General features: G+C 69.6%; 16 protein-coding genes. 8 read left to right on the top strand and 8 right to left on the bottom strand.

Going from position 1 to position 18806, the window contains the following annotated elements; translation table 11 throughout:
- Positions 1–2: 2 nt before the first annotated feature.
- The gene (locus AC07SQ_RS05820) at positions 3–878 is read right to left on the bottom strand and encodes a phytanoyl-CoA dioxygenase family protein (RefSeq protein WP_495270452.1); all 876 of its coding nucleotides are present in this window, start codon (positions 876–878) and stop codon (positions 3–5) included.
- The gene (locus tag AC07SQ_RS05815) at positions 875–1585 is read right to left on the bottom strand and encodes a GntR family transcriptional regulator (protein ID WP_159276143.1); all 711 of its coding nucleotides are present in this window, start codon (positions 1583–1585) and stop codon (positions 875–877) included. Before AC07SQ_RS05815 ends, AC07SQ_RS05820 begins: the two co-directional genes overlap by 4 nt.
- Before the next feature lie 115 nt (positions 1586–1700).
- Between AC07SQ_RS05815 and AC07SQ_RS05810 the strand changes: the two genes are divergently transcribed.
- Positions 1701–2657, top strand: a complete 957-nt coding sequence (locus AC07SQ_RS05810) for a threo-3-hydroxy-L-aspartate ammonia-lyase (RefSeq protein ID WP_495270453.1) — start codon at positions 1701–1703, stop codon at positions 2655–2657.
- Positions 2658–2663: 6 nt separating this feature from the next.
- Here AC07SQ_RS05810 and AC07SQ_RS05805 read toward each other — a convergent pair whose 3' ends face one another.
- The 3 genes from AC07SQ_RS05805 to AC07SQ_RS05795 all read right to left on the bottom strand — a co-directional run bounded on the left by AC07SQ_RS05805 (position 2664) and on the right by AC07SQ_RS05795 (position 5300).
- Positions 2664–3314, bottom strand: coding sequence for an ABC transporter ATP-binding protein (locus tag AC07SQ_RS05805; protein WP_095746026.1), 651 nt, complete (start codon positions 3312–3314; stop codon positions 2664–2666).
- Complete coding sequence (gene miaA / locus AC07SQ_RS05800; RefSeq protein ID WP_495270454.1) at positions 3311–4306, bottom strand: tRNA (adenosine(37)-N6)-dimethylallyltransferase MiaA; 996 nt, start codon at positions 4304–4306, stop codon at positions 3311–3313. The genes AC07SQ_RS05805 and miaA overlap by 4 nt, the downstream gene beginning before the upstream one ends.
- Positions 4307–4370: 64 nt before the next feature.
- Complete coding sequence (locus AC07SQ_RS05795; RefSeq protein WP_070063076.1) at positions 4371–5300, bottom strand: AraC family transcriptional regulator; 930 nt, start codon at positions 5298–5300, stop codon at positions 4371–4373.
- A 204-nt stretch (positions 5301–5504) separates the two neighbouring features.
- On the opposite strand from AC07SQ_RS05795, the gene AC07SQ_RS05790 reads away from it, so the two are divergent.
- The 3 genes from AC07SQ_RS05790 to AC07SQ_RS05780 are packed head-to-tail and all read left to right on the top strand — an operon-like array spanning position 5505 to position 8637.
- Complete coding sequence (locus tag AC07SQ_RS05790) at positions 5505–5852, top strand: c-type cytochrome (protein WP_390342786.1); 348 nt, start codon at positions 5505–5507, stop codon at positions 5850–5852.
- A gap of 37 nt (positions 5853–5889) precedes the next feature.
- Positions 5890–6363, top strand: a complete 474-nt coding sequence (locus AC07SQ_RS05785; RefSeq protein ID WP_062478499.1) for a (2Fe-2S)-binding protein — start codon at positions 5890–5892, stop codon at positions 6361–6363.
- 9 nt (positions 6364–6372) lie between these two features.
- The gene (locus tag AC07SQ_RS05780) at positions 6373–8637 is read left to right on the top strand and encodes a xanthine dehydrogenase family protein molybdopterin-binding subunit (RefSeq protein WP_495270455.1); all 2265 of its coding nucleotides are present in this window, start codon (positions 6373–6375) and stop codon (positions 8635–8637) included.
- Between the two features lie 31 nt (positions 8638–8668).
- On the opposite strand, the gene AC07SQ_RS05775 is transcribed toward AC07SQ_RS05780, so the two are convergent.
- Positions 8669–9661 carry an alpha/beta hydrolase gene (locus AC07SQ_RS05775; protein ID WP_447745695.1) on the bottom strand — a complete coding sequence of 331 codons (993 nt, stop codon included), beginning with the start codon at positions 9659–9661 and terminating at the stop codon, positions 8669–8671.
- 215 nt (positions 9662–9876) lie between these two features.
- Positions 9877–10680 (bottom strand): helix-turn-helix transcriptional regulator, encoded by an 804-nt coding sequence (locus AC07SQ_RS05770; protein ID WP_495270456.1) that lies wholly within the window; start codon positions 10678–10680, stop codon positions 9877–9879.
- 103 nt (positions 10681–10783) lie between these two features.
- Here AC07SQ_RS05770 and AC07SQ_RS05765 point away from each other — a divergent pair, with 103 nt between their 5' ends.
- Positions 10784–12358: an MFS transporter gene (locus AC07SQ_RS05765; protein ID WP_495270457.1), complete on the top strand. Its 1575-nt coding sequence runs from the start codon at positions 10784–10786 to the stop codon at positions 12356–12358.
- Here AC07SQ_RS05765 and mutL read toward each other — a convergent pair.
- Positions 12342–14237 (bottom strand): DNA mismatch repair endonuclease MutL, encoded by a 1896-nt coding sequence (gene mutL / locus AC07SQ_RS05760; protein ID WP_495270458.1) that lies wholly within the window; start codon positions 14235–14237, stop codon positions 12342–12344. The genes AC07SQ_RS05765 and mutL overlap by 17 nt on opposite strands.
- A gap of 238 nt (positions 14238–14475) precedes the next feature.
- Between mutL and AC07SQ_RS05755 the strand changes: the two genes are divergently transcribed.
- The 3 genes from AC07SQ_RS05755 (at position 14476) to AC07SQ_RS05745 (ending at position 18804) form a co-directional block, all read left to right on the top strand.
- Complete coding sequence (locus AC07SQ_RS05755; protein ID WP_495270459.1) at positions 14476–16266, top strand: IlvD/Edd family dehydratase; 1791 nt, start codon at positions 14476–14478, stop codon at positions 16264–16266.
- Between the two features lie 317 nt (positions 16267–16583).
- Entirely contained in the window at positions 16584–17405 is an 822-nt protein-coding gene (locus tag AC07SQ_RS05750; RefSeq protein WP_495270460.1) for a fumarylacetoacetate hydrolase family protein, read from the top strand.
- 46 nt (positions 17406–17451) lie between these two features.
- Complete coding sequence (locus tag AC07SQ_RS05745) at positions 17452–18804, top strand: MFS transporter (protein WP_492736243.1); 1353 nt, start codon at positions 17452–17454, stop codon at positions 18802–18804.
- Positions 18805–18806 lie beyond the last annotated feature (2 nt).

The raw sequence follows: 18806 nt of genomic DNA, 5'->3' as shown, positions 1-18806 counted from the left end.
GGTCAGGCTTCCACGGTTTCGATGACGTCGGGCGAGGTGCGCAGCGCGCTCTCGGGCAGGCCGTCTTTCCACGGCACCTCGACGGGGTAGGGCGTCAACAGGCAGTCGTCGGGCAGCACCTCGATGGGCGCGAAGTTTCTGTGCGCGATGTACTCGGGCCGCTGGTGGCGGCGGATGTGGTTGCTGACCGCGCACAGGCTCAGGTACACGGCCACACGGTTGAAGGGCGAGAGGTTGCTGCCCGAGGCGTGCACCAGGCAGCTGTGGAACAGGATCATCGAACCGGCCGGCCCCTTGGGCGAGACGATGCCGCCCTGCGTGCCGCCGGCGCGGTCGACCAGCTGGCGGATCAGGTCGTTGTCGACCGTCCACAGCGGGTAGCTGGTGGTCGTGAGGTCATGCTTCGCATCGACCACGCCCTTGCGGTGGCTGCCCGGAATGAACATCAGCGGGCCGTTGTGCTCGGTTACCTCATCGAGAAAGATGGCCACGTTCATCGCGCGCTCGGTGGGCATCAGGTCGTCGTTGAGCCAGGTGCCGTAGTCCTGGTGCCACTGCCACACGTCGCCCTCGAAGGCCATCTTGCCGTTGATCTTGAACTGGTGCATGTAGACCGCCTCGTCGAACAGGTCCATCACCGGCTCGACCATGCGCGGGTGGCGCGCCAGTCGCGCGAAGGGCTCGCTGATGAGGTGCGCCGCGAAGTTCGTGCGCACGGCGTCGGAGCCCTTCTCGCGCACGTTGAAGGCCGCGCGCTTGCTGTACAGGTCGGGCACCGCCTCGGTCAGCACCTTGGTCTCTTCGGGTGAGAAGTGGCCGGGGAAGAACAGGTAGCCCTCGCGCTCGAACTGCGCGCGTTGCTCGGGGGTCAGCTTCATGCCTTGTCTCCTTTTTTGGTGGGGGTTCCAGATGCGGATGCCGTGCGTGCCAGCTGCTGCGCGAGCCGCTCGGCCAGCGCATCGCTGGCGCGCGAGACGTGCTCGTCGCTCAGGCGCGCGGCGCGTTCGACGTCGCCGGCGGCAATGGCGTCGGCAATGGCTTCGTGCTCGTCCCACAGCGACTCGCGCTGCGGCTCGGCCTGCAGCACCGCGCCCATCGCGCGGCGCAGGTGGCGCCAGTGCGGGTCGGCGCTCTGGCCGATCAGCGGGTTGCCCGAGGCGGCGTAGATGGCCTGGTGAAAGGCCACGTCGGCATCGATCATGGCTTCGACATTGCGCCCGCGCGCCGCGCGCCGGCCGCGCTCGATGAGCTTGGGGTCGATGCGAAAGCGCTGCTGCGCCGCCAGCCGCGCGGCCAGCACGTCGAGCGCGCCGCGCACCTGGTAGACCTTGCGCATCGCCTCGGCCTCCAGCGGTGCCACCAGCACGCCGCGCCCGGGCGCGTCCTGCACGAAGCCGTCTTTCTTGAGCAGCCGCAGCGCCTGCAGCACCGGCTGGCGCGACACCGCGAGCCGCGCCGCGATGTCCTCCTGCGTGAGCCGCTCGCCCGGCGCGAGCGCGCCGCTGCTGATGGCGCCGAGCAGGGCGCGGTAGACCTGGTCGACGAGGTCGGGGGCGACTTCGATGCTGAGCAACTGGGCGGGCATGACGGGCCTTTTCTGAACTCTGTATACAGAGTACGGAGTTCGGCGCCGGGGCGCATCCCCGGGTTTTTACCCATCGGGGCTGCAAGGAACGGCACGCCGCCGCTAAGCTCGACCCATGCAACTCCCTACCTACGACGACGTCATCGCCGCGGCCGCGCGGCTCGAAGGCCATGCCCACCGCACGCCGGTGCTGCAATCGACCACCGCCAATGAACGCTGGGGCGCGCAGTTCTTCTTCAAGTGCGAGAACTTCCAGCGCATGGGCGCGTTCAAGTTCCGCGGTGCGTTCAATGCGCTGTCGAAGTTCGATGCCGCGCAGCGCCAGGGCGGCGTCATCGCCTTCTCGTCGGGCAACCACGCGCAGGCCATCGCGCTGTCGGCGCGCCTGCTGTCGATGCCGGCCGTGATCGTCATGCCCAAGGACGCACCCGCCGCCAAGGTCGCGGCCACCAAGGGTTACGGCGCCGAAGTGGTGATGTACGACCGCTTCACCGAAGACCGCGAGGCGCTGACCAAGCGGCTCGCGCAGGAGCGCGGCATGACGATGATCCCGCCCTACGACCACCCCGACGTGCTCACGGGGCAGGGCACGGCGGTGAAGGAACTCATCGAAGAGACGGGCCCGCTCGACCACCTGTTCGTGTGCCTCGGCGGCGGCGGGCTGCTGTCGGGTTCGGCGCTGTCGGCGCGTGCGCTGTCGCCCGATTGCAAGGTCTACGGCGTGGAGCCCGAGGCCGGCAACGACGGCCAGCAGTCGCTGCGCGCCGGGAAGATCGTGCACATCGACACGCCCAAGACCATCGCCGACGGCGCGCAGACGCAGCACCTGGGCGCGTACACCTTCGGCATCATCCAGCGTGATGTGGACGACATCTTCACTGTCACCGACGAGCAGCTCGTCGAGGCGATGCGCTTCTTCGCCGAGCGCATGAAGATGGTGGTGGAGCCGACGGGATGCCTCGCGTTCGCGGGCGCCATTGCGGCTGCGAAAGCCATCGAAGGCCAGCGCGTGGGCATCGTGATCAGCGGCGGGAACGTGGACCTGTCGCGCTACGCCTCACTGATCGGCTGATTCTTTTCAGGCGCGGATACCGCTCGCCGTCAGGTGCAGCAACCGGTCCGCACGCGCCGCCGCGCTCTCCGAGTGCGTGACCAGCACCAGCGAGGCGCCGTGCTCGCGCGTCTGGCCGATCAGCAGGTCCATCACCTTCGCGGCGGTGGAGGGGTCGAGGTTGCCGGTGGGCTCGTCGGCGAGCAGCAGCGCGGGCCGGTGCACCAGCGCGCGGGCGATGGCCACGCGTTGCAACTGGCCGCCTGAGAGCGTCTGCGGCAGCCGCGCGCCCATGCCGGGCAGGCCGACGGCTTCGAGCATGTGGGCCACGCGCGCGTCTTCGCGCGGGCGGCCCAAGAGCATCAGCGGCAGCGACACGTTCTGCGCCACGTCGAGGTGCGGCAGCACGTGGAAGGCCTGGAACACGAAGCCCACGTGCTGGCGGCGCCACAGCGCGCGGGCCTCGCCGTCGAGCGCGCCGATGTCGGTGCCGTCGTGCGACACGCTGCCTTCATCCCAAGTGTCGAGGCCGGCCATGCAGTTGAGCAAGGTCGACTTGCCCACGCCCGATTCGCCGACGATGGCGACGAACTCGCCGGGCGCGACCTGCAGGCTCACGTGTTCGAAGACGGGCGCGTCGCCGTAGTGCTTGCCGAGGTTGGAGAGGTGCAAGGTCATGCGGGCGTCGCCCCGCGTGCGATGTGAGCGATCTGTGCGATGTGCTGCACGGCGGTCTGCACCGCGTCGGGCGCATCGCAAGCGATGACGGTGCGCTGCGGCATGCTGCGCAGCCAGGTGATCTGCCGCTTGGCGAGCTGGCGCGTGGCGGCGATGCCGCGCTCGCGCAGCTCGCCCAGCGCCTTGGCATCGGGCGGTGCTTCGCCGCAGGCGTCGAACATCTCCCAAGCCTGGCGGTAGCCGACGCAGCGCATCGAGGGCAGGTCGGGCGACAGGTCGCCGCGCGCGCGCAGCGCCTTCACCTCGTCGAGAAAACCGGCCGCGAGCATGGCGTCGAAGCGTTCGGCGATGCGCCCGTGCAGCCAGGCGCGGTCTTCGGGTTCGAGCGACACGAGCACGCCGCCATCGACGGCCTTGGCCGTCTTGGTGTCGCTCGCGTGGAAGCTCGACAGCGGCTGGCCGCTGCTTTCCCACACCTCGAGCGCACGCTGGATGCGCTGGCTGTCCTGCGGTGCGAGCCGCGCGGCGGTGACGGGGTCGACCTGCGCCAGCCGCGCATGCATGGCGGGCCAGCCGAGCGCGGCGGCTTCGGCGTCCAGGCGCGCGCGCACGGCCGGGTCGGCCGCGGGCATGGCGTCGATGCCGTCGAACAGCGCCTTGAAGTACAGCATGGTGCCGCCCACCAGCAGCGGCAGCGCGCCGCGCGCGCGGATGTCATCGATCAGGCGCGTGGCGTCGGCCACGAAGGCGGCGGCGCTGTAGCTGTCGCGCGCATCGAGGATGTCGATCAGGTGGTGCGGCACGGCGGCCTGCTCGGCGGCGGTGGGCTTGGCGGTGCCGATGTCCATGCCGCGGTAGACCAGCGCCGAGTCGACGCTGACGATCTCGACCGGCTGCAGCCGGGCCACGGCCAGGGCGACGGCGGTCTTGCCGGACGCGGTGGGGCCGGCGAGCGCGATGTAGCGCGGGGGAACAGGGGAAGCGGGGGGCATGCGTCGAGGGTAGCAAATGACGCGCGCCGGACGGCTGCGCGGGGCTTGCCCGCGACGCCGTGCGTCAGGCGACGGCGGTCGCGTCCCGCATCCGCCGGATGTCGCGCAGCGGCGGCGCACCGAACAGGCGCGCGTACTCGCGGCTGAACTGCGAGGCGCTTTCGTAGCCCACGCGCACGCCGGCGGTGCCGGCATCGATGTTCTGGTTCAGCATCAGCTGCCGCGCTTCCTGCAGGCGCAGCTGCTTCAGGTACTGCATCGGGCTCATGCCGGTCACGGCGCGGAAGTGCTGGCGGTAGGTCGACGGGCTCATGTGCGCGGACGCGGCCAACTCGTCGGCCTGCACGGGTTTCCTGAAATTCATCTTGAGCCACGCCAGGCTCTGCGCCACCTGCTGGCTGGGCGAGCCCACGGTCATGAGGCGCTGCAGCTGCGGGCCGTGGCGCCCGGCGAGCAGGCGCACGACGATTTCCTTCTGCAGCAGCGGCGCGAGCTGCGGAACGAGCCGGGGCTCGGCCAGCAGCTCGACGAGCCGCGTGACGGTGCCCAGCAGCGTCGGGTCGAGCGCGCCCAGCGACAGGGCGCGCTGGTTGTGGGGCTCCCTGGACGGCGGGGGCAGCGCCATCTCGGTCGCGACCTGCACGATGGCGCGCGGATCGAGCCGGATCATGAGGCCCAGGAAGGGCTGCGCCGCGCTGGCGCGGGTGACGTGCGCCACCACGGGCAGGTCGGCCGTGATCAGCAGCGACTGGCCGGCGCCGTATTCATAGATCTCGTCGCCGAGTGCCGCGCGCTTCTGTCCGCCGACGGTGATGCCCAGGCCGAAGCCGTAGATGCAATGCACGGGCTCGGTCGCGGCGCTGCGCCGGTGCAGCGAGAGCTCGGGAATGGCGGTGGCGTGGTCGCCGTCGTTTCGGGCAATGCGCCCGACGGCCGTGGCCAGGGCACCGAGGACGGCCGAATCGTCTGGCTGCGTCGGCTGTAGCACTTCCATCTGAATCCTTTCGGGTGCTTGCGCAAAGTCTAGCGGGCGCTTCTCATGCGCTTGGCGTTTTTGGCGCAGTCTCGTTGTTTCAGGCAAGAACGCGCGCGGATTGGGCAAGTGGCGGCGGGCGCTTCGTCGGACACTGGCCGCCGTGGTGTCCCGCCGCCCGTGGCGCGAGGACCGCGCTTCCCCTCCACGATGATGAAAAAAGAAATGACCCACGACGAACGACATCCGCATCGCATCACCGCCTCGCTCGTGGCCGCACTGGCCATCGGCGTGAGCATGGCCGGGTCCGCGCCCGCCTTTGCCAGCACCGCGCTGGCGCAGAAGTACGCGTGCGTGGCCTGCCACCAAGCCGCCGTGAAGGTGGTGGGCCCCTCCTGGAAAGAGATAGGCGCGCGCTACGGCGACGGCAAGGGCACGGCCGCGCAGCTGGCCGCCAGCATGAAGGCCGGCAGCTCGGGCAAGTGGGGCGCGATGCCCATGCCCGCGCAAGCCCAGGTTCCCGACGGGGACCTGCAGGCGCTCGCGCAATGGGTGCTCGACGGCGCCAAGTGAATCCGATCCATCCCACCTACCCACGGAGAAAACCCACATGAGCGCGCTCCACGTCAACGGCCGTGACCACACGGTCGACGCCGACCCCGGCACCCCCATCCTCTGGGCCCTGCGCGACACGCTGGGCATGACCGGCACCAAGTTCGGCTGCGGCGCGGCGCTGTGCGGCGCCTGCACCGTGCACATGGACGGCCAGGCCATCCGCTCGTGCATCACGCCCATCGCGGCGGCCGAGGGCAAGAAGATCACCACCATCGAAGCCGTGACCGGCGGCAGCGACCGCGTGGGCGCGGCCGTGCATGCCGCGTGGGTCAAGCACGACGTCGCGCAGTGCGGCTACTGCCAGAGCGGCCAGATCATGAGCGCGACGGCCTTCCTGCAGTCGCTGCCCAAGGGCAAGCAGCCCAGCACCGACGAGATCGACTCGGCCATGGCCGGCAACATCTGCCGCTGCGGCACCTACGCCCGCATCCGCGCCGCGGTGGCCGATGCGGCCAAGACCCTCGCCTAAGGAGCCGACATGCTGCCCAACATCGACTACAACGACCTGCCGCGCGCGCTGCAGCGCCTGATGGCCCAGCCTGCGACAGATGCATCTGACGAGGCCGCCACGCTGCCCCGCCGCAGCTTCCTGAAGATGGCCGGCGCCGGCGGCCTCGTGCTCGGCGCCTTCCCGCACCTGGCCATGGCGCAGGCCGACGGCCCGGCCAAGGCCGGCGGCGCGCTCAAGCCGACGCAACAGCCCTCGGCCTTCGTGCAGATCGCGCCCAACGGCGAGGTCACGGTCACCATCAACCGCCTCGAGTTCGGCCAGGGCGTGCAGACCGGCCTGCCGATGATCCTGGCCGAGGAGCTCGACGCCGACTGGGCCCTGGTGCGCAGCCGCAACGGCACCAACGATGCCGCCTACGCCGACCCGCTGTTCGGCATGCACCTGACCGGCGGTTCCAACTCGATCAAGAACAGCTACACGCAGTACCGCGAACTGGGCGCGCGTGCGCGGGCCATGCTGCTGTCGGCGGCGGCGCAGCGCTGGAAGGTCGACGTGGCCACGCTGCGCACGCAGGCCGGCACGGTGATCGGCCCGGGCGGGCGCAAGGCGGGCTACGGCGAGCTGGCCGAAGCGGCCATGGCGCTGCCGGTGCCCGAGACGGTCACGCTGAAGAGCCCGAAAGACTTCCGGATCATCGGCCGCCCGACCACGCGCCTGGACGCACGCGCCAAGAGCAGCGGGCGACAGGACTTCGGCATCGACGTGAAGCAGCCCGGCCAGCTCACGGCCGTGGTCGCGCATCCGCCCGTGTTCGGCGCCCGCCTGGCCTCGGTGGACGACAGCGCCGCGCGCGCCGTCAAGGGCGTGAAGGCCGTGCTGCGCATTCCGCTGGACCGCGGCGCCGAGGGCGTGGCCGTGGTGGCCGACGGCTACTGGCCGGCCAAGCTGGGTCGCGACGCGCTCAAGCTGCAGTGGAACACCGATGCGGTGGAGAAGGTCGACAGCGACAAGCAGCTGGCGCAGTACCGCGAACTGGCCGGGCGCCCCGGCAACCGCAAGTTCGACGCCGACATGGCGCCACTGGCCGGCGCGCCGCACAAGCTCGAGGCCGAGTTCGTGTTTCCCTACCTGGCCCACGCGCCCATGGAGCCGGAGAACTGCACCGTGAAGCTGTCGGACGGCCGCGCCGAGCTGTGGGTCGGCACGCAGTCCGCCGACCTCGACGGCCAGGCCGCGGCACGCACGCTGAAGCTCGACCCCGCGCAGGTGAAGGTGAACGTGCAGATGGCGGGCGGCGGCTTCGGCCGGCGCTTCGTGGGCTCGAGCGACTTCGTCGTCGAGGCCTGCGAGATCGCCAAGGCCGCGCGCGCCGCCGGCCTGAAAGACGCCCCCGTGCGCCTGCTGTGGAGCCGCGAGGACGACATCAAGGGCGGCTACTACCGCCCCATGCACCTGCACCGCGCCCGCATCGGTTTCGATGCGCGCGGCAAGATCCTCGCGTGGGACCATGTGATCGTCGGCCAGTCGATCACCGCGGGCACGGTGTTCGCCGGCTCCATGGTCAAGGAGGGCATCGACGCCACCGCCGTCGAGGGCATGCGCGATCCGTACCCCGTGCCGATGCGCCTCACGGTGCACCATCCGCAGGTCAACGTGCCGGTGCTGTGGTGGCGCAGCGTGGGCTCCACGCACACGGCCTTCGTGATGGAGACGCTGATCGACGAGATCGCCCGCACGACCAAGCAGGACCCGGTGGCCTACCGCATGAGCCTCTTCGGCGACAAGCACCCGCGCCACCGTGCCGCGCTGCAATTGGCGGTCGACAAGAGCGGCTACGGCAAGAAGAAGCTGGCCGAAGGCCGCGCCTGGGGCGTGGCCGTGCACGAGTCTTTCGAGTCGGTGGTGGCCTATGTGGTCGAAGCGTCGGTGAAGGACGGCCAGCCGGTGCTGCACCGCGTGACCTCGGGCGTGCACTGCAACCTGGCGGTGAACCCGCGCAGCGTGGAAGCGCAGGTGCAGGGCGCGGCGGTGATGGGGCTGTCGACCTGCCTGCAGGGCAGCGCCATCACGCTGAAGGACGGCGTCGTACAGCAGGGCAATTTCGGCGACTTCAGCGTGGCACGCATCACGCAGGTGCCCGAGTTCGATGTGCACATCGTGCCCAGCGCCGATGCGCCCAAGGGGATGGGGGAACCGGGCTTGCCGCCGCTGGCGCCTGCCTTCGCCAACGCCGTGGCGCGGCTGACGGGCAAGCCCTTGCGCCAGCTGCCGTTCGACCTGGCCTCGGCCTGACGCGGGAACGGAACCGCCTGAAAAAGGCGGGCTAGATGGCAGCGGGGGCGGGCGTGTGCGCCTCGCCCCGCACCTCTTGCGGCGACAGCGCCGCGGAAGGCAACGAAGGCGGTGCAGGCCGCGGCGACACCAGCCGCGGCTGCGGCCGGCTGTCCGCCACGGTGCTGCTGTCCTCGGGCTTCATGCGAAACAGCTGCGACAGCGCGGCGCGGTACTGCGTCGCGCCCACCGAGTTGGTGTTGTGGTGCGAGCCGCCCTCGACCAGCACGAACATCTTGGGCACCGTGGCCGCGTCGTACAGCTTGCGCCCGAGCGTCGGGTTGATCAGGCTGTCGGCGGTGCCGTGCACCACGAGCAGCGGCGCGCCGATGTCCTTGACGGTGCGAATCGCCTCGAAGCGCTGCGTGATGAACGGGCCGAAGGGCAGCCAGCCCCACTTGAAGCTGCTGGCCACGTCGGCGATGGAGGTGAAGGTGCTTTCGACGATGGTGCCGCTTTCGTCGTTCACCGTGGCCGCCAGGTCGATGCCGATGGCGCCGCCCAGCGAGTGGCCGAAGATGTAGCGGTGCTGGCGCGGGTGGCGCGCGGCGAGCCAGGTCCAGGCGGCGCGGGCGTCTTCGCGGGCCGAGGCTTCCGAGGGCAGGCCCTTGGAGCTCTTGCCGAAGCCGCGGTAGTCGATGGCCAGCACCGAGAAGCCCAGCTCGTGCATGCGCTGGATGCGCGGCGCCGAGCCGGCCACGTTGTAGCGCGCACCATGCAGGTACAGCAGCACGGGGGTCTCGGTGGTTTCGGGGGCGCCGCCGAGCCACAGGCCGTGCAGGCGCGCCGGTTCACCGGTGATGGACGACTGGAAGTCGATCCAGACATCCTGCATGCCTTCGGTCATCTGGGCCGAATTGCCCCAGCTGCGGTCGCTGGGCTGGAAGATCCATTCGCGCTGGCGTTCGTCGAGGGTCGAACAGCCGGCGGCCAGCAGGGCACAGAGCGAAAAGATGGACGCGAGGAGGGGCCAGCGTTTGATCATGGGGTGGAGGGACAGCGAAAGTCGGCCGAAAGTTCATCTGCTTGCTTTCTGAAACGCGTCGGCATCGCGTGTCAGCTCCCCCTGTGCAGCGCTCGCCGGCGCCTGGCACGAGACCATGCAACGTGCGTGCCCGCACCGTGGATGACGCCACAAAACCCTCGAAAACCCTCGAAATGGGCGCTGATGGCGCTTATCTGCCGCACAGGCCCCGGTGTTCAGCGCGGCGCCGGCTGCACGAAATACACCACCATCCGCAGGTGCCGGTGCGTGTCGACCACCAAGGTTTCGTGGTGAAACTCCAACGGTCCGCTGTCGGCCGTCTGTACGCATCCGAGGCCGCGCCGGGCGGGCGCGCTGTCGGGGGTGTCCCACCAGCGGCCGAAGTCGGGCGAGAGCGCTTTCAGGTCCGTGACCAGGCCCCGCATGGCCGGATCGTCGGGTGCGATGGCGAAGTCGTATCGGAATTGCGCCAGCAGCCCGGGCGCATCGTCGCGCCAGGCGGGCAGGCGCGGGCGCAGTTCGGGGTTGGCGAACACCATGCGAAGGAGGTTGCGCGCCTCGCGCTCGCGCGCGCTGAAGCCGAACAGCGCGTCGGCGGCGGCGTTCCAGGCCACCACATCCCAGCGCAGGTTGAACACGTAGGCGGGGCGGGTGGGCAGATCGTCCATGAGCTGCTGGATGCGGGGCGTGACCGACGCCTGCTGATGGGCCTCCGGCGGCGGCGGGCGCTTGTGGGCCAGCAGGAACAGGTGGCTGCACTCGGCGTCGTCCAGCTTCAGGGCATGCGCCACGCCGAGCAGGAATTTCTGCGACACCTGGATCTCGCGCCCCTGTTCGAACCAGGTGTACCAGGTGAGCCCCACGCCGGCCATCACCGCGACTTCTTCGCGCCGCAGGCCGGGCGTGCGCCGCCGCCCCTGCGAGGGCAGGCCCACATCGGCGGGCGTGAGCTTGCGGCGGTGCCGGGTCAGGAACTCCGACAGCTCGTTCTTGGTGCGGCTGAGGCTGCGTTCGATCAAGCCTGTTGTCTTCAGTAATAGGATAAACGCTTAAATTGTAATGTGATGATCTTGTCCTGAAGATGGGGCTTCCGCAACCCGAACGCGCACCCGGAGGCCCCTTTTGACCGCACCTTGCGATTCACTTTCCCTTTCCGACCACCTTCCGGCCGCGCGGCGCGAAGGCCGCGCCGGCGCCCGCGAATGGACCGGGCTCGCGCTGCTGGCGCTGCCGACCCTCCTGCTCGGGCTCGACCTCACGCTGCTGCACCTCGCATTGCCCGCGCTGGCCCTGGACCTGCGCCCCACGAGCGCGCAGGCGCTGTGGATCGTCGATGCCTACGGTTTCATGATTGCCGGCTTTCTTGTCACGATGGGCACGCTGGGCGACCGCATCGGGCGGCGCAAGCTGCTCATGGTGGGCGCGGCGGCGTTCGGCGTGGCGTCGGTGATCGCGGCCTCTTCGACCAGCGCCAACCAGTTGATCGCCGCGCGCGCCGTGCTCGGCGTGGCGGGCGCGACGCTGATGCCGTCGACGCTGGCGCTGATCAGCAACATGTTCCTGCACCCGCACCAGCGCGCGCTGGCGATCGGGCTGTGGGCGACCATGTTCGCGCTCGGCATGGCGGCCGGGCCGGTGGTGGGCGGCCTGCTGCTCGCGCACCACGGCTGGGGCGCGGCTTTTCTCGTCGCGCTGCCGGTGGTCGGGCTGCTGCTGGTGGCGGCGCCGTTCCTGTTGCCGGAGTACCGCGCGCCGCAGCAGGGGCGGCTCGATCTGCCCAGCGTCGCGTTGTCGCTGCTGGCATTGCTGCCGGTGGTCTACGGCATCAAGCAGGTCGCGAAGGACGGGATCGGTGTCGGTGCCGTGATGGCGCTCGTCGGCGGGCTGGCGTTCGCGCTGGGGTTCGTCCGGCGGCAACGGCGGCTGCGCCATCCGCTGATCGACCTCGGCCTGTTCGCCAGCCGGGCCTTCAGCGTCGCGCTCGTGGTGTTGCTGGTGGGGCTGGTCGGTGTCGGCGGCACGATGCTGCTGGTGACCCAGTACCTGCAACTGGTGGCGGGCCTGTCACCGCTCGCGGCCGGGCTGTGGATGGGGCCGCCGGCGCTCGCCATGCTGGTGGCCGGCATCACGGCACCGCTGCTCGCGCGGCGCATCCGGCCGGGCCATGTGATGGCGGGCGCGCTGGGGTTGTCGGTCGTGGGCTACCTGGTGCTGAGCCAGCTCGATCGCACGCCGCATGGCATCGCGTGGGTGACGGCCGCGTTCTCGCTCGTGTACCTCGGGCTGGGCACCATCGCCGCGCTGGGGACCGACCTGGTCGTGGGCGCCGCGCCGCCCGAGAAGGCGGGGTCGGCCTCGGCCTTGTCCGAAACGGTGCAGGAACTGGGCCTGGCCGTGGGCATCGCCACGCTGGGCAGCCTCACGACGGCGGTGTATCGCACGCGAATGGGCGACCCGATCGACGGCATGGCGGTGGCGCTTCAACGCGCGATATCGGATAGCCTGGCAGGCGCTACCGCGGTCGCGCACGAACTGCCTGCCGGCGTGCTGGAGCAAGCGCAAGCCGCCTTCCTCGCAGGACTGAACGCCGCTGCAGCCACCAGCGCCGTCAGCATCGCGATCCTGGCGGTGCTGGCCGCCGTCACGCTGCGGCATGTCGGCGTCGCCGCCGACGACGGGCTCAGCGCCCGCGCATGAACAGCGAATCGAGCTCGCGGATCGACAGCTGGCGCCAGGTCGGCCGGCCGTGGTTGCACTGGTCGGAGCGCTCGGTGGCTTCCATCTGGCGCAACAGGGCGTTCATCTCGTCGATGGTGAGCTTGCGGTTGGCGCGCACCGCGCCGTGGCAGGCCATGGTCGACAGCAGCTCGTTCTGCGCGCGCTGCACCACGGTGCTCGCGTCGTGCTGGCCCAGCTCGGCGAGCACGCTGCGCGCCAGCTCCACCGGGTCGCCGTCGGCCAGCGTGCCGGGCACGGCGCGCACGGCCAGCGTGCGGGCCGAGAAGGGCGTGATCTCCAGCCCCAGCGTGGGCAGCACCTCGGCGCAGGCCTCGGCCGTGGCCACTTCCTGCGGCGTGGCCGCGAAGGTGGCCGGGATCAGGAGCGGCTGGCTCGTGATGGCCGCGCCGTCGAGCTGGGTCTTGAGCCGCTCGTAGACGATGCGCTCGTGCGCCGCGTGCATGTCGACGATCACGAGGCCCTGGCTGTTCTCGGCCAGGATGTAGATGCCCTGCAGCTGGGCCAGCGCACGGCCCAGCGGCCAGGCGTCCTGGTTCATGACGGGCGCTGGCATGGGGGCCAGGGCCTCGCTGTCGGGCAATCCGACCGGCGCGCGGAACGACATCGCCGGCGCTTCGGTCTGCCACTGCGACGGGGCCGTGACCGGCGCATGCCCCTGTTCCTCGGAACGCCGCGGCCACATGGCCTCGAAGTCGCCGGCACCGCGCTCGCGCGCCTGGAACGGAATCGCGGGCTGCGACCAACTGGCGCTCGGCGGCAGCGGGGTCTGCTTGAAGAAGGGCTGCGGCGGCACATCGGCCGGTGCCAGCGCATCGCCGGCGCGCGGCGCGGCCAGCGCGTCCTCGATGGCGTGGCGCACCGCCTGGTGCACCTCGCGCCCGTCGCGGAAGCGCACCTCGATCTTGGTCGGGTGCACGTTGACGTCGACGCGCGCGGGGTCGATCTCCAGGTACAGCACGTACACCGGCTGGCGCTGGCCGTGCAGCACGTCTTCGTAGGCGCTGCGCACCGCGTGCGACAGCACCTTGTCGCGCACGAAGCGGCCGTTGACGTAGAAGAACTGCTGGTCGTTGCGCGAGCGCGCCGCGTCGGGAATGCCGGCACGGCCGACCACGCGCACCGGGCCGCCTTCGCGCAGCACGGAGACGCTTTGCGACACGAAGTCGTCGCTCAGCGCATCGGCCAGCCGCTGCTCGGGCGTGGCGGCGGCGCGCCATTGTTCGATCAACTTGCCGTCGTGCCAGACCGAGAAGCCCACCTCGGGCCGCGCCAGCGCATGGCGGCGCACCGCCTCGATGCAATGGGCCAGCTCGGTGGCGTCGGTCTTCAGGAACTTGCGCCGCGCGGGCGTGGCAAAGAACAGCTCGCGCACCTCGACCGTGGTGCCCACCGAACGCGCCACCGGCCGCAGTTCGCCCGTGCCGCCGTCGAGCACGAAGGCGCTGTCGGCGCCGGTGAAGCGCGAGAGGATGCTGAGCTCGGCGATCGCGTTGATGGCCGCCAGCGCCTCGCCGCGAAAGCCCATGGTGCCGACCGTTTCGAGGTCGCTCAGGCTCGCGATCTTGCTGGTGGCGTGGCGACGCAGCGCCACCGTGAGTTCCTCGCGTGGAATGCCCAGGCCGTCGTCTTCGACCGAGATCAGTCGCACGCCGCCCGAGGCCAGCCGCACGGTGATCTGGCGCGCGCCGGCGTCCAGCGCGTTGTCGAGCAGTTCGCGCACCACCGAGGCGGGGCGCTCGACCATTTCACCGGCGGCGATCTGGCTGATCAGCTCGTCGGGGAGTTCACGGATCGGGCGGCGTTCGGCGGGGGGGAGGGAGGAGGGTAGGGCACTCACCGGAAACATTCTAAAAGCGGCGCCCGAGCAGGGCGGTTGGCGGTGTATTTGGCGCGCTTATACCGATCCTCAACCGATCTCATTGGCTTTGGCGAAGGCGAAAACCTAAGCTCCCTCTCGCCAACGTATTCGCACAACAAGAACGCACCGGAGACACCCAATACACCGCCATGGCCCACCGCCATGCCGCGCAGGGGGCCGCCGCGCGCGTTCGCCGACCACCCTGAAAGCCGACGCCATGACGACACCCCGCCCCCTGCGCTCCGCCGCCTGGTTCAACAACCCCGAACACAGCGAACTCTCGGTCCTGCACCTGGCCTGGTTCTTGAACTACGGCCTCACCCGCGAAGAGCTGCAATCGGGCAAGCCGATCATCGGCATCGCGCAAAGCGGCTCCGACCTCACGCCCTGCAACCGCCACCACCGCGAGCTGTCGCTGCGGGTGCGCGAAGGCATCCGCGAGATGGGCGGCATCGCGATGGAATTCCCGATGCACCCGATCCAGGAGAACGGCCGCCGCCCCACGGCCGCGCTCGACCGCAACCTGGCCTACCTGGGGCTCGTCGAGATCCTCACCGGCTACCCGATCGACGGCGTGGTGCTGACCACCGGCTGCGACAAGACCACGCCCGCCGCGCTGATGGCTGCTGCCACCGCCAACATCCCCGCCATCGTGCTGTCGGGCGGCCCGATGCTCAACGGCTGGCACGAAGGCCAGCGCACCGGCACCGGCACCACGCTGTTCAAGGCGCGCGAGCTGTTCGCCAAGGGCAGCATCGACTTCCCCGGCTACATCGACCTCGTGGGTTCCACCGTGCCCTCGGCCGGCCACTGCAACGTGATGGGCACGGCCTCGACCATGAACGCCCTGGCCGAAGCGCTGGGCATGAGCCTGCCCGGCTGCGCGGCCATTCCCGCGCCGTACCGCGAGCGCGGCCAGATGGCCTACGAAACGGGCCGGCGCATCGTCGACATGGTGCGCGAAGACCTGAAACCCTCGGACATCCTCACGCGCTCGGCCTTCGAGAACGCGATCGTCGTCAACTCGGCCATCGGCGGCTCGACCAACGCGCCGATCCACCTCATCGCCATCGCCAAGCACGCGGGCGTCGAACTCAACATCCAGGACTGGGAAAAGGTCGGCCTCGACGTGCCGTTGCTGCTCGACATGCAGCCTGCCGGCAAGTACCTCGGCGAGGAGTTCTACCGCGCAGGCGGCGTGCCCGCCGTGGTCGCCGAGCTGCACCGCCACGGCCTGATCCGCACCGACGCACGCACCGTCAACGGCCACACGCTCGCCGTCAATTGCGCCGACGCGCCCGTGAAAGACGCCGACGTGATCCGCCCCTTCGACCAGCCGCTGCGCGAGAACGCCGGCTTCCTCGTGATGTCGGGCAACCTGTTCGACAGCGCGATCATGAAGACCAGCGTGATCTCCGACGAGTTCCGCGCGCGCTACCTGAGCCAGGCCGGTGACCTCGACGCCTTCGTGGGCCGCGCCATCGTGTTCGACGGCCCGGAAGATTTCGAAGCCCGCATCGAAGACCCGTCGCTGGACATCGACGCGAGCTGCATCCTGTTCATGCGCGGCGTCGGCCCCATCGGGCACCCGGGCTCGTCGGAAGTGGTCAACATGCGCGCGCCTTCGCACCTGCTCAAGAGCGGCGTGTCGGCCTTGCCCTGCATCGGCGACGGCCGGCAGTCGGGCACCTCGGGCTCGCCGTCGATCCTCAACGCCTCGCCCGAAGCCGCCGCAGGCGCGGGCCTGGCGCTGCTGCAGACCGGCGACAAGGTGCGCGTGGATTTGAAGGAACGCACCGTCAACATGCTCGTCGACGACGAGGTGCTGCAAGCGCGCGCCCGTGACCTCGAAGCGAAGGGCGGCTACCCGATTCCCGCGAGCCAGACGCCATGGCAGGAGATCCAGCGCGCGATGGTGGACACGCTGTCCGAAGGCATGGTGCTGAAGCCGGCGACCAAGTACCAGCGCGTGGCGCAGACGGCGGGGATTCCTCGTCGGAATCACTGAGGACTTTTTTCAGGGCGACGCTCCCGCCGACGGGGAGCCTTGCTCCGCGAATGTCCTCCGGCCTGCGGCCTCCCCCTTGATTTCGCTGCGCAAGGCACCCATCGACGTGATCGTCGAGCCGAGCGGTCGTTGATCGGCGCGCGCCAGCAATGTGTCCCGTGCTCAGGACACTGGGTGCTTCCCGCAGCGAAATCAAGGAGGAGGGGCGAAGCCCCGGGGGACATTCGCGGAGGGAAGTACCCGGTGGCCTGTGCACACGCCCTGAATGAACCCGCCCCCGCACCCAGAATTTTTTAAATCAGAAGAAGGAGTCAGACATGAAGTGGATGAGCGTTCAAACGCCGCAGGGCCCCCGCGTGGGCTACATCAAGGACGGCGCATTGCAGCCCGTCGATGTGAGCCGCATGCAGGAGATCGTCGAAGGGAAAGCCTGGAACGATGCAGGCAATCCGATCCCCCTCTCCGACGTCAAGCCCACCTTGCCGTTCGCACCGAGAAACATCATCTGCATCGGCGCCAACTATCGCGACCATTGCATCGAGACCGGCCTGGCCATCCCAGAGAAGCCCGTTGTGTTCGCGAAGTTCACCAACACGCTGGCAGCCGACGGCGACGCGATCATCTGGCCCGAAGGCTTCACCGAGAAGGTCGATTGGGAAGCCGAACTCGGCGTCGTCATCGGCCAGCGCGCACAGGGTGTGAGCGAAGCTGACGCGCTCTCGCATGTGTTCGGCTACGTCGCCGCCAACGACGTGAGCGCGCGCGACGTGCAGCTGGGTGAGGCCCAATGGGTGCGCGGCAAGTCGCTCGACGGCTTCTGCCCGCTCGCGCCCACCGTCGTCACGCGCGACGAAGTGGCCGACGTGCAATCGCTGGGCATCCGCTGCCTCGTCAACGGCGAGGCCGTGCAGTCGTCCAACACCAGCGAAATGATCTTCTCGGTCGCGTTTCTCGTCGCGTACCTCTCGCGCGCCATCACGCTGGAGCCCGGCGACCTGATCCTCACCGGCACGCCCGCCGGTGTCGGCCTGGGCCTGAAGCCGCCACGCTTCCTCAAGCGCGGCGACGTGGTCTCGGTCGAGATCGACGGGCTGGGTTCGGTGACGAACCCGGTCCACGGCGCGGTCGCACGCGGCTAGCCTCCACGGCTTCCAGACAGACATACCTATTCAGGAGACAACAACAATGACAACCACGAGTCCCTACGGCGAGCTGGTCACAGGCGCCATCCACAAGGCGCGCTGGCGCCTGCTGCCCATGCTGATCGTCATGTACATCATGTCGATTCTTGATCGCGTGAACGTCGGCTTCGCCAAGCAGGCGCTGCAGATCGACACCGGCCTGAGCAACAGCGCCTTCGCGCTTGGCGCCGGCATCTTCTTCGTGAGCTACGCGATCTTCGAAGTGCCGAGCAACGTGATTTTGTCGCGCGTCGGCCCGCGCATCTGGCTGTGCCGGATCATGGTCACCTGGGGGCTCGTGGCCTCGGCCATGATGTTCGCGACCACCGAGACCTCCTTCTACGTGCTGCGCTTCCTGCTCGGCATCGCGGAGGCGGGCTTCTATCCCGGCGTGCTGCTCACGCTGACCTACTGGTTCCCCGCCAAGGTGCGCGCGCAGGCCAACGGCATCCTGCTGTTCGGCTTTGCGGGCGCGCTCGTCATCGGCGGGCCGATCTCCGGTGCGCTGCTCGACATGAACGGCATCGGCGGCCTCAAGGGCTGGGAGTGGATGTTCCTCATCGAGGGCCTGATGGCCGTGGTGGTGGGCATCGTGGCCTTCTTCGTCATCGTCGACCGGCCGCACAACGCGCCCTGGCTCACGACCGCGCAGCAGAACGCGCTGCAGGCCGTGCTCGACCAGGAAGCGGCGGAGAAGTCGGCCGACAGCCCGCAGACCGTGTGGCAGACGCTGTGCAATCCGCGGGTCATGTTCTTCGCGCTGAATTTCTTCATCGTGCAGATCGCCGCCTACGGCCTCATCTTCTATCTCCCGACCCAGGTGGGGCAGATCCTGGGCCAGAAGATCGGCCTGCTGGTCGGCTTCGTCACCAGCATCCCGTGGCTGCTGGCGCTGTTCGTCGTGTACTTCGTCACGCGCTGGTCCGACCGCCACCACGACCGCCGCCGCGTCACCGTGGCCACGCTTTACACGATCTTCGGCGTGTGCGTGTGCCTGTCGGCGCACGGCTCGCCGATCTTCGCGATCGCGGCGCTGTCCATCGGTGCGTCGACCTACCTGTCGGGCACGCCGATCTTCTATGCCTTCCTGTCGGAGCGGCTGTCGGGGCTGGGCATTGCCACGGGCATCGCGCTGGTCAACTCCATCGGCAACCTGGGCGGCTTCGTGGCGCCCAACCTGCGGACCTACGTGGAGCAGAACCACGGCGGCTCGGCCGCGGGGCTGTACACGCTGGGCAGCGCGGCGCTGCTGGCCGCACTGATGCTGGCGCTCATGCCCAAGGGCTGGCGCGTGGCGAAGAAGAGCGGGGCTGCGGCAGCGCCGGCGGCCGTGCGCGACGGCCGGGCACGCGCCTAGTC

This window comes from Variovorax sp. GW821-FHT06D12, from assembly GCF_059419205.1.
The sequence above is the reverse complement of the archived record's forward strand: the minus strand, read 5'-3'. Positions and strand labels throughout refer to the sequence as shown.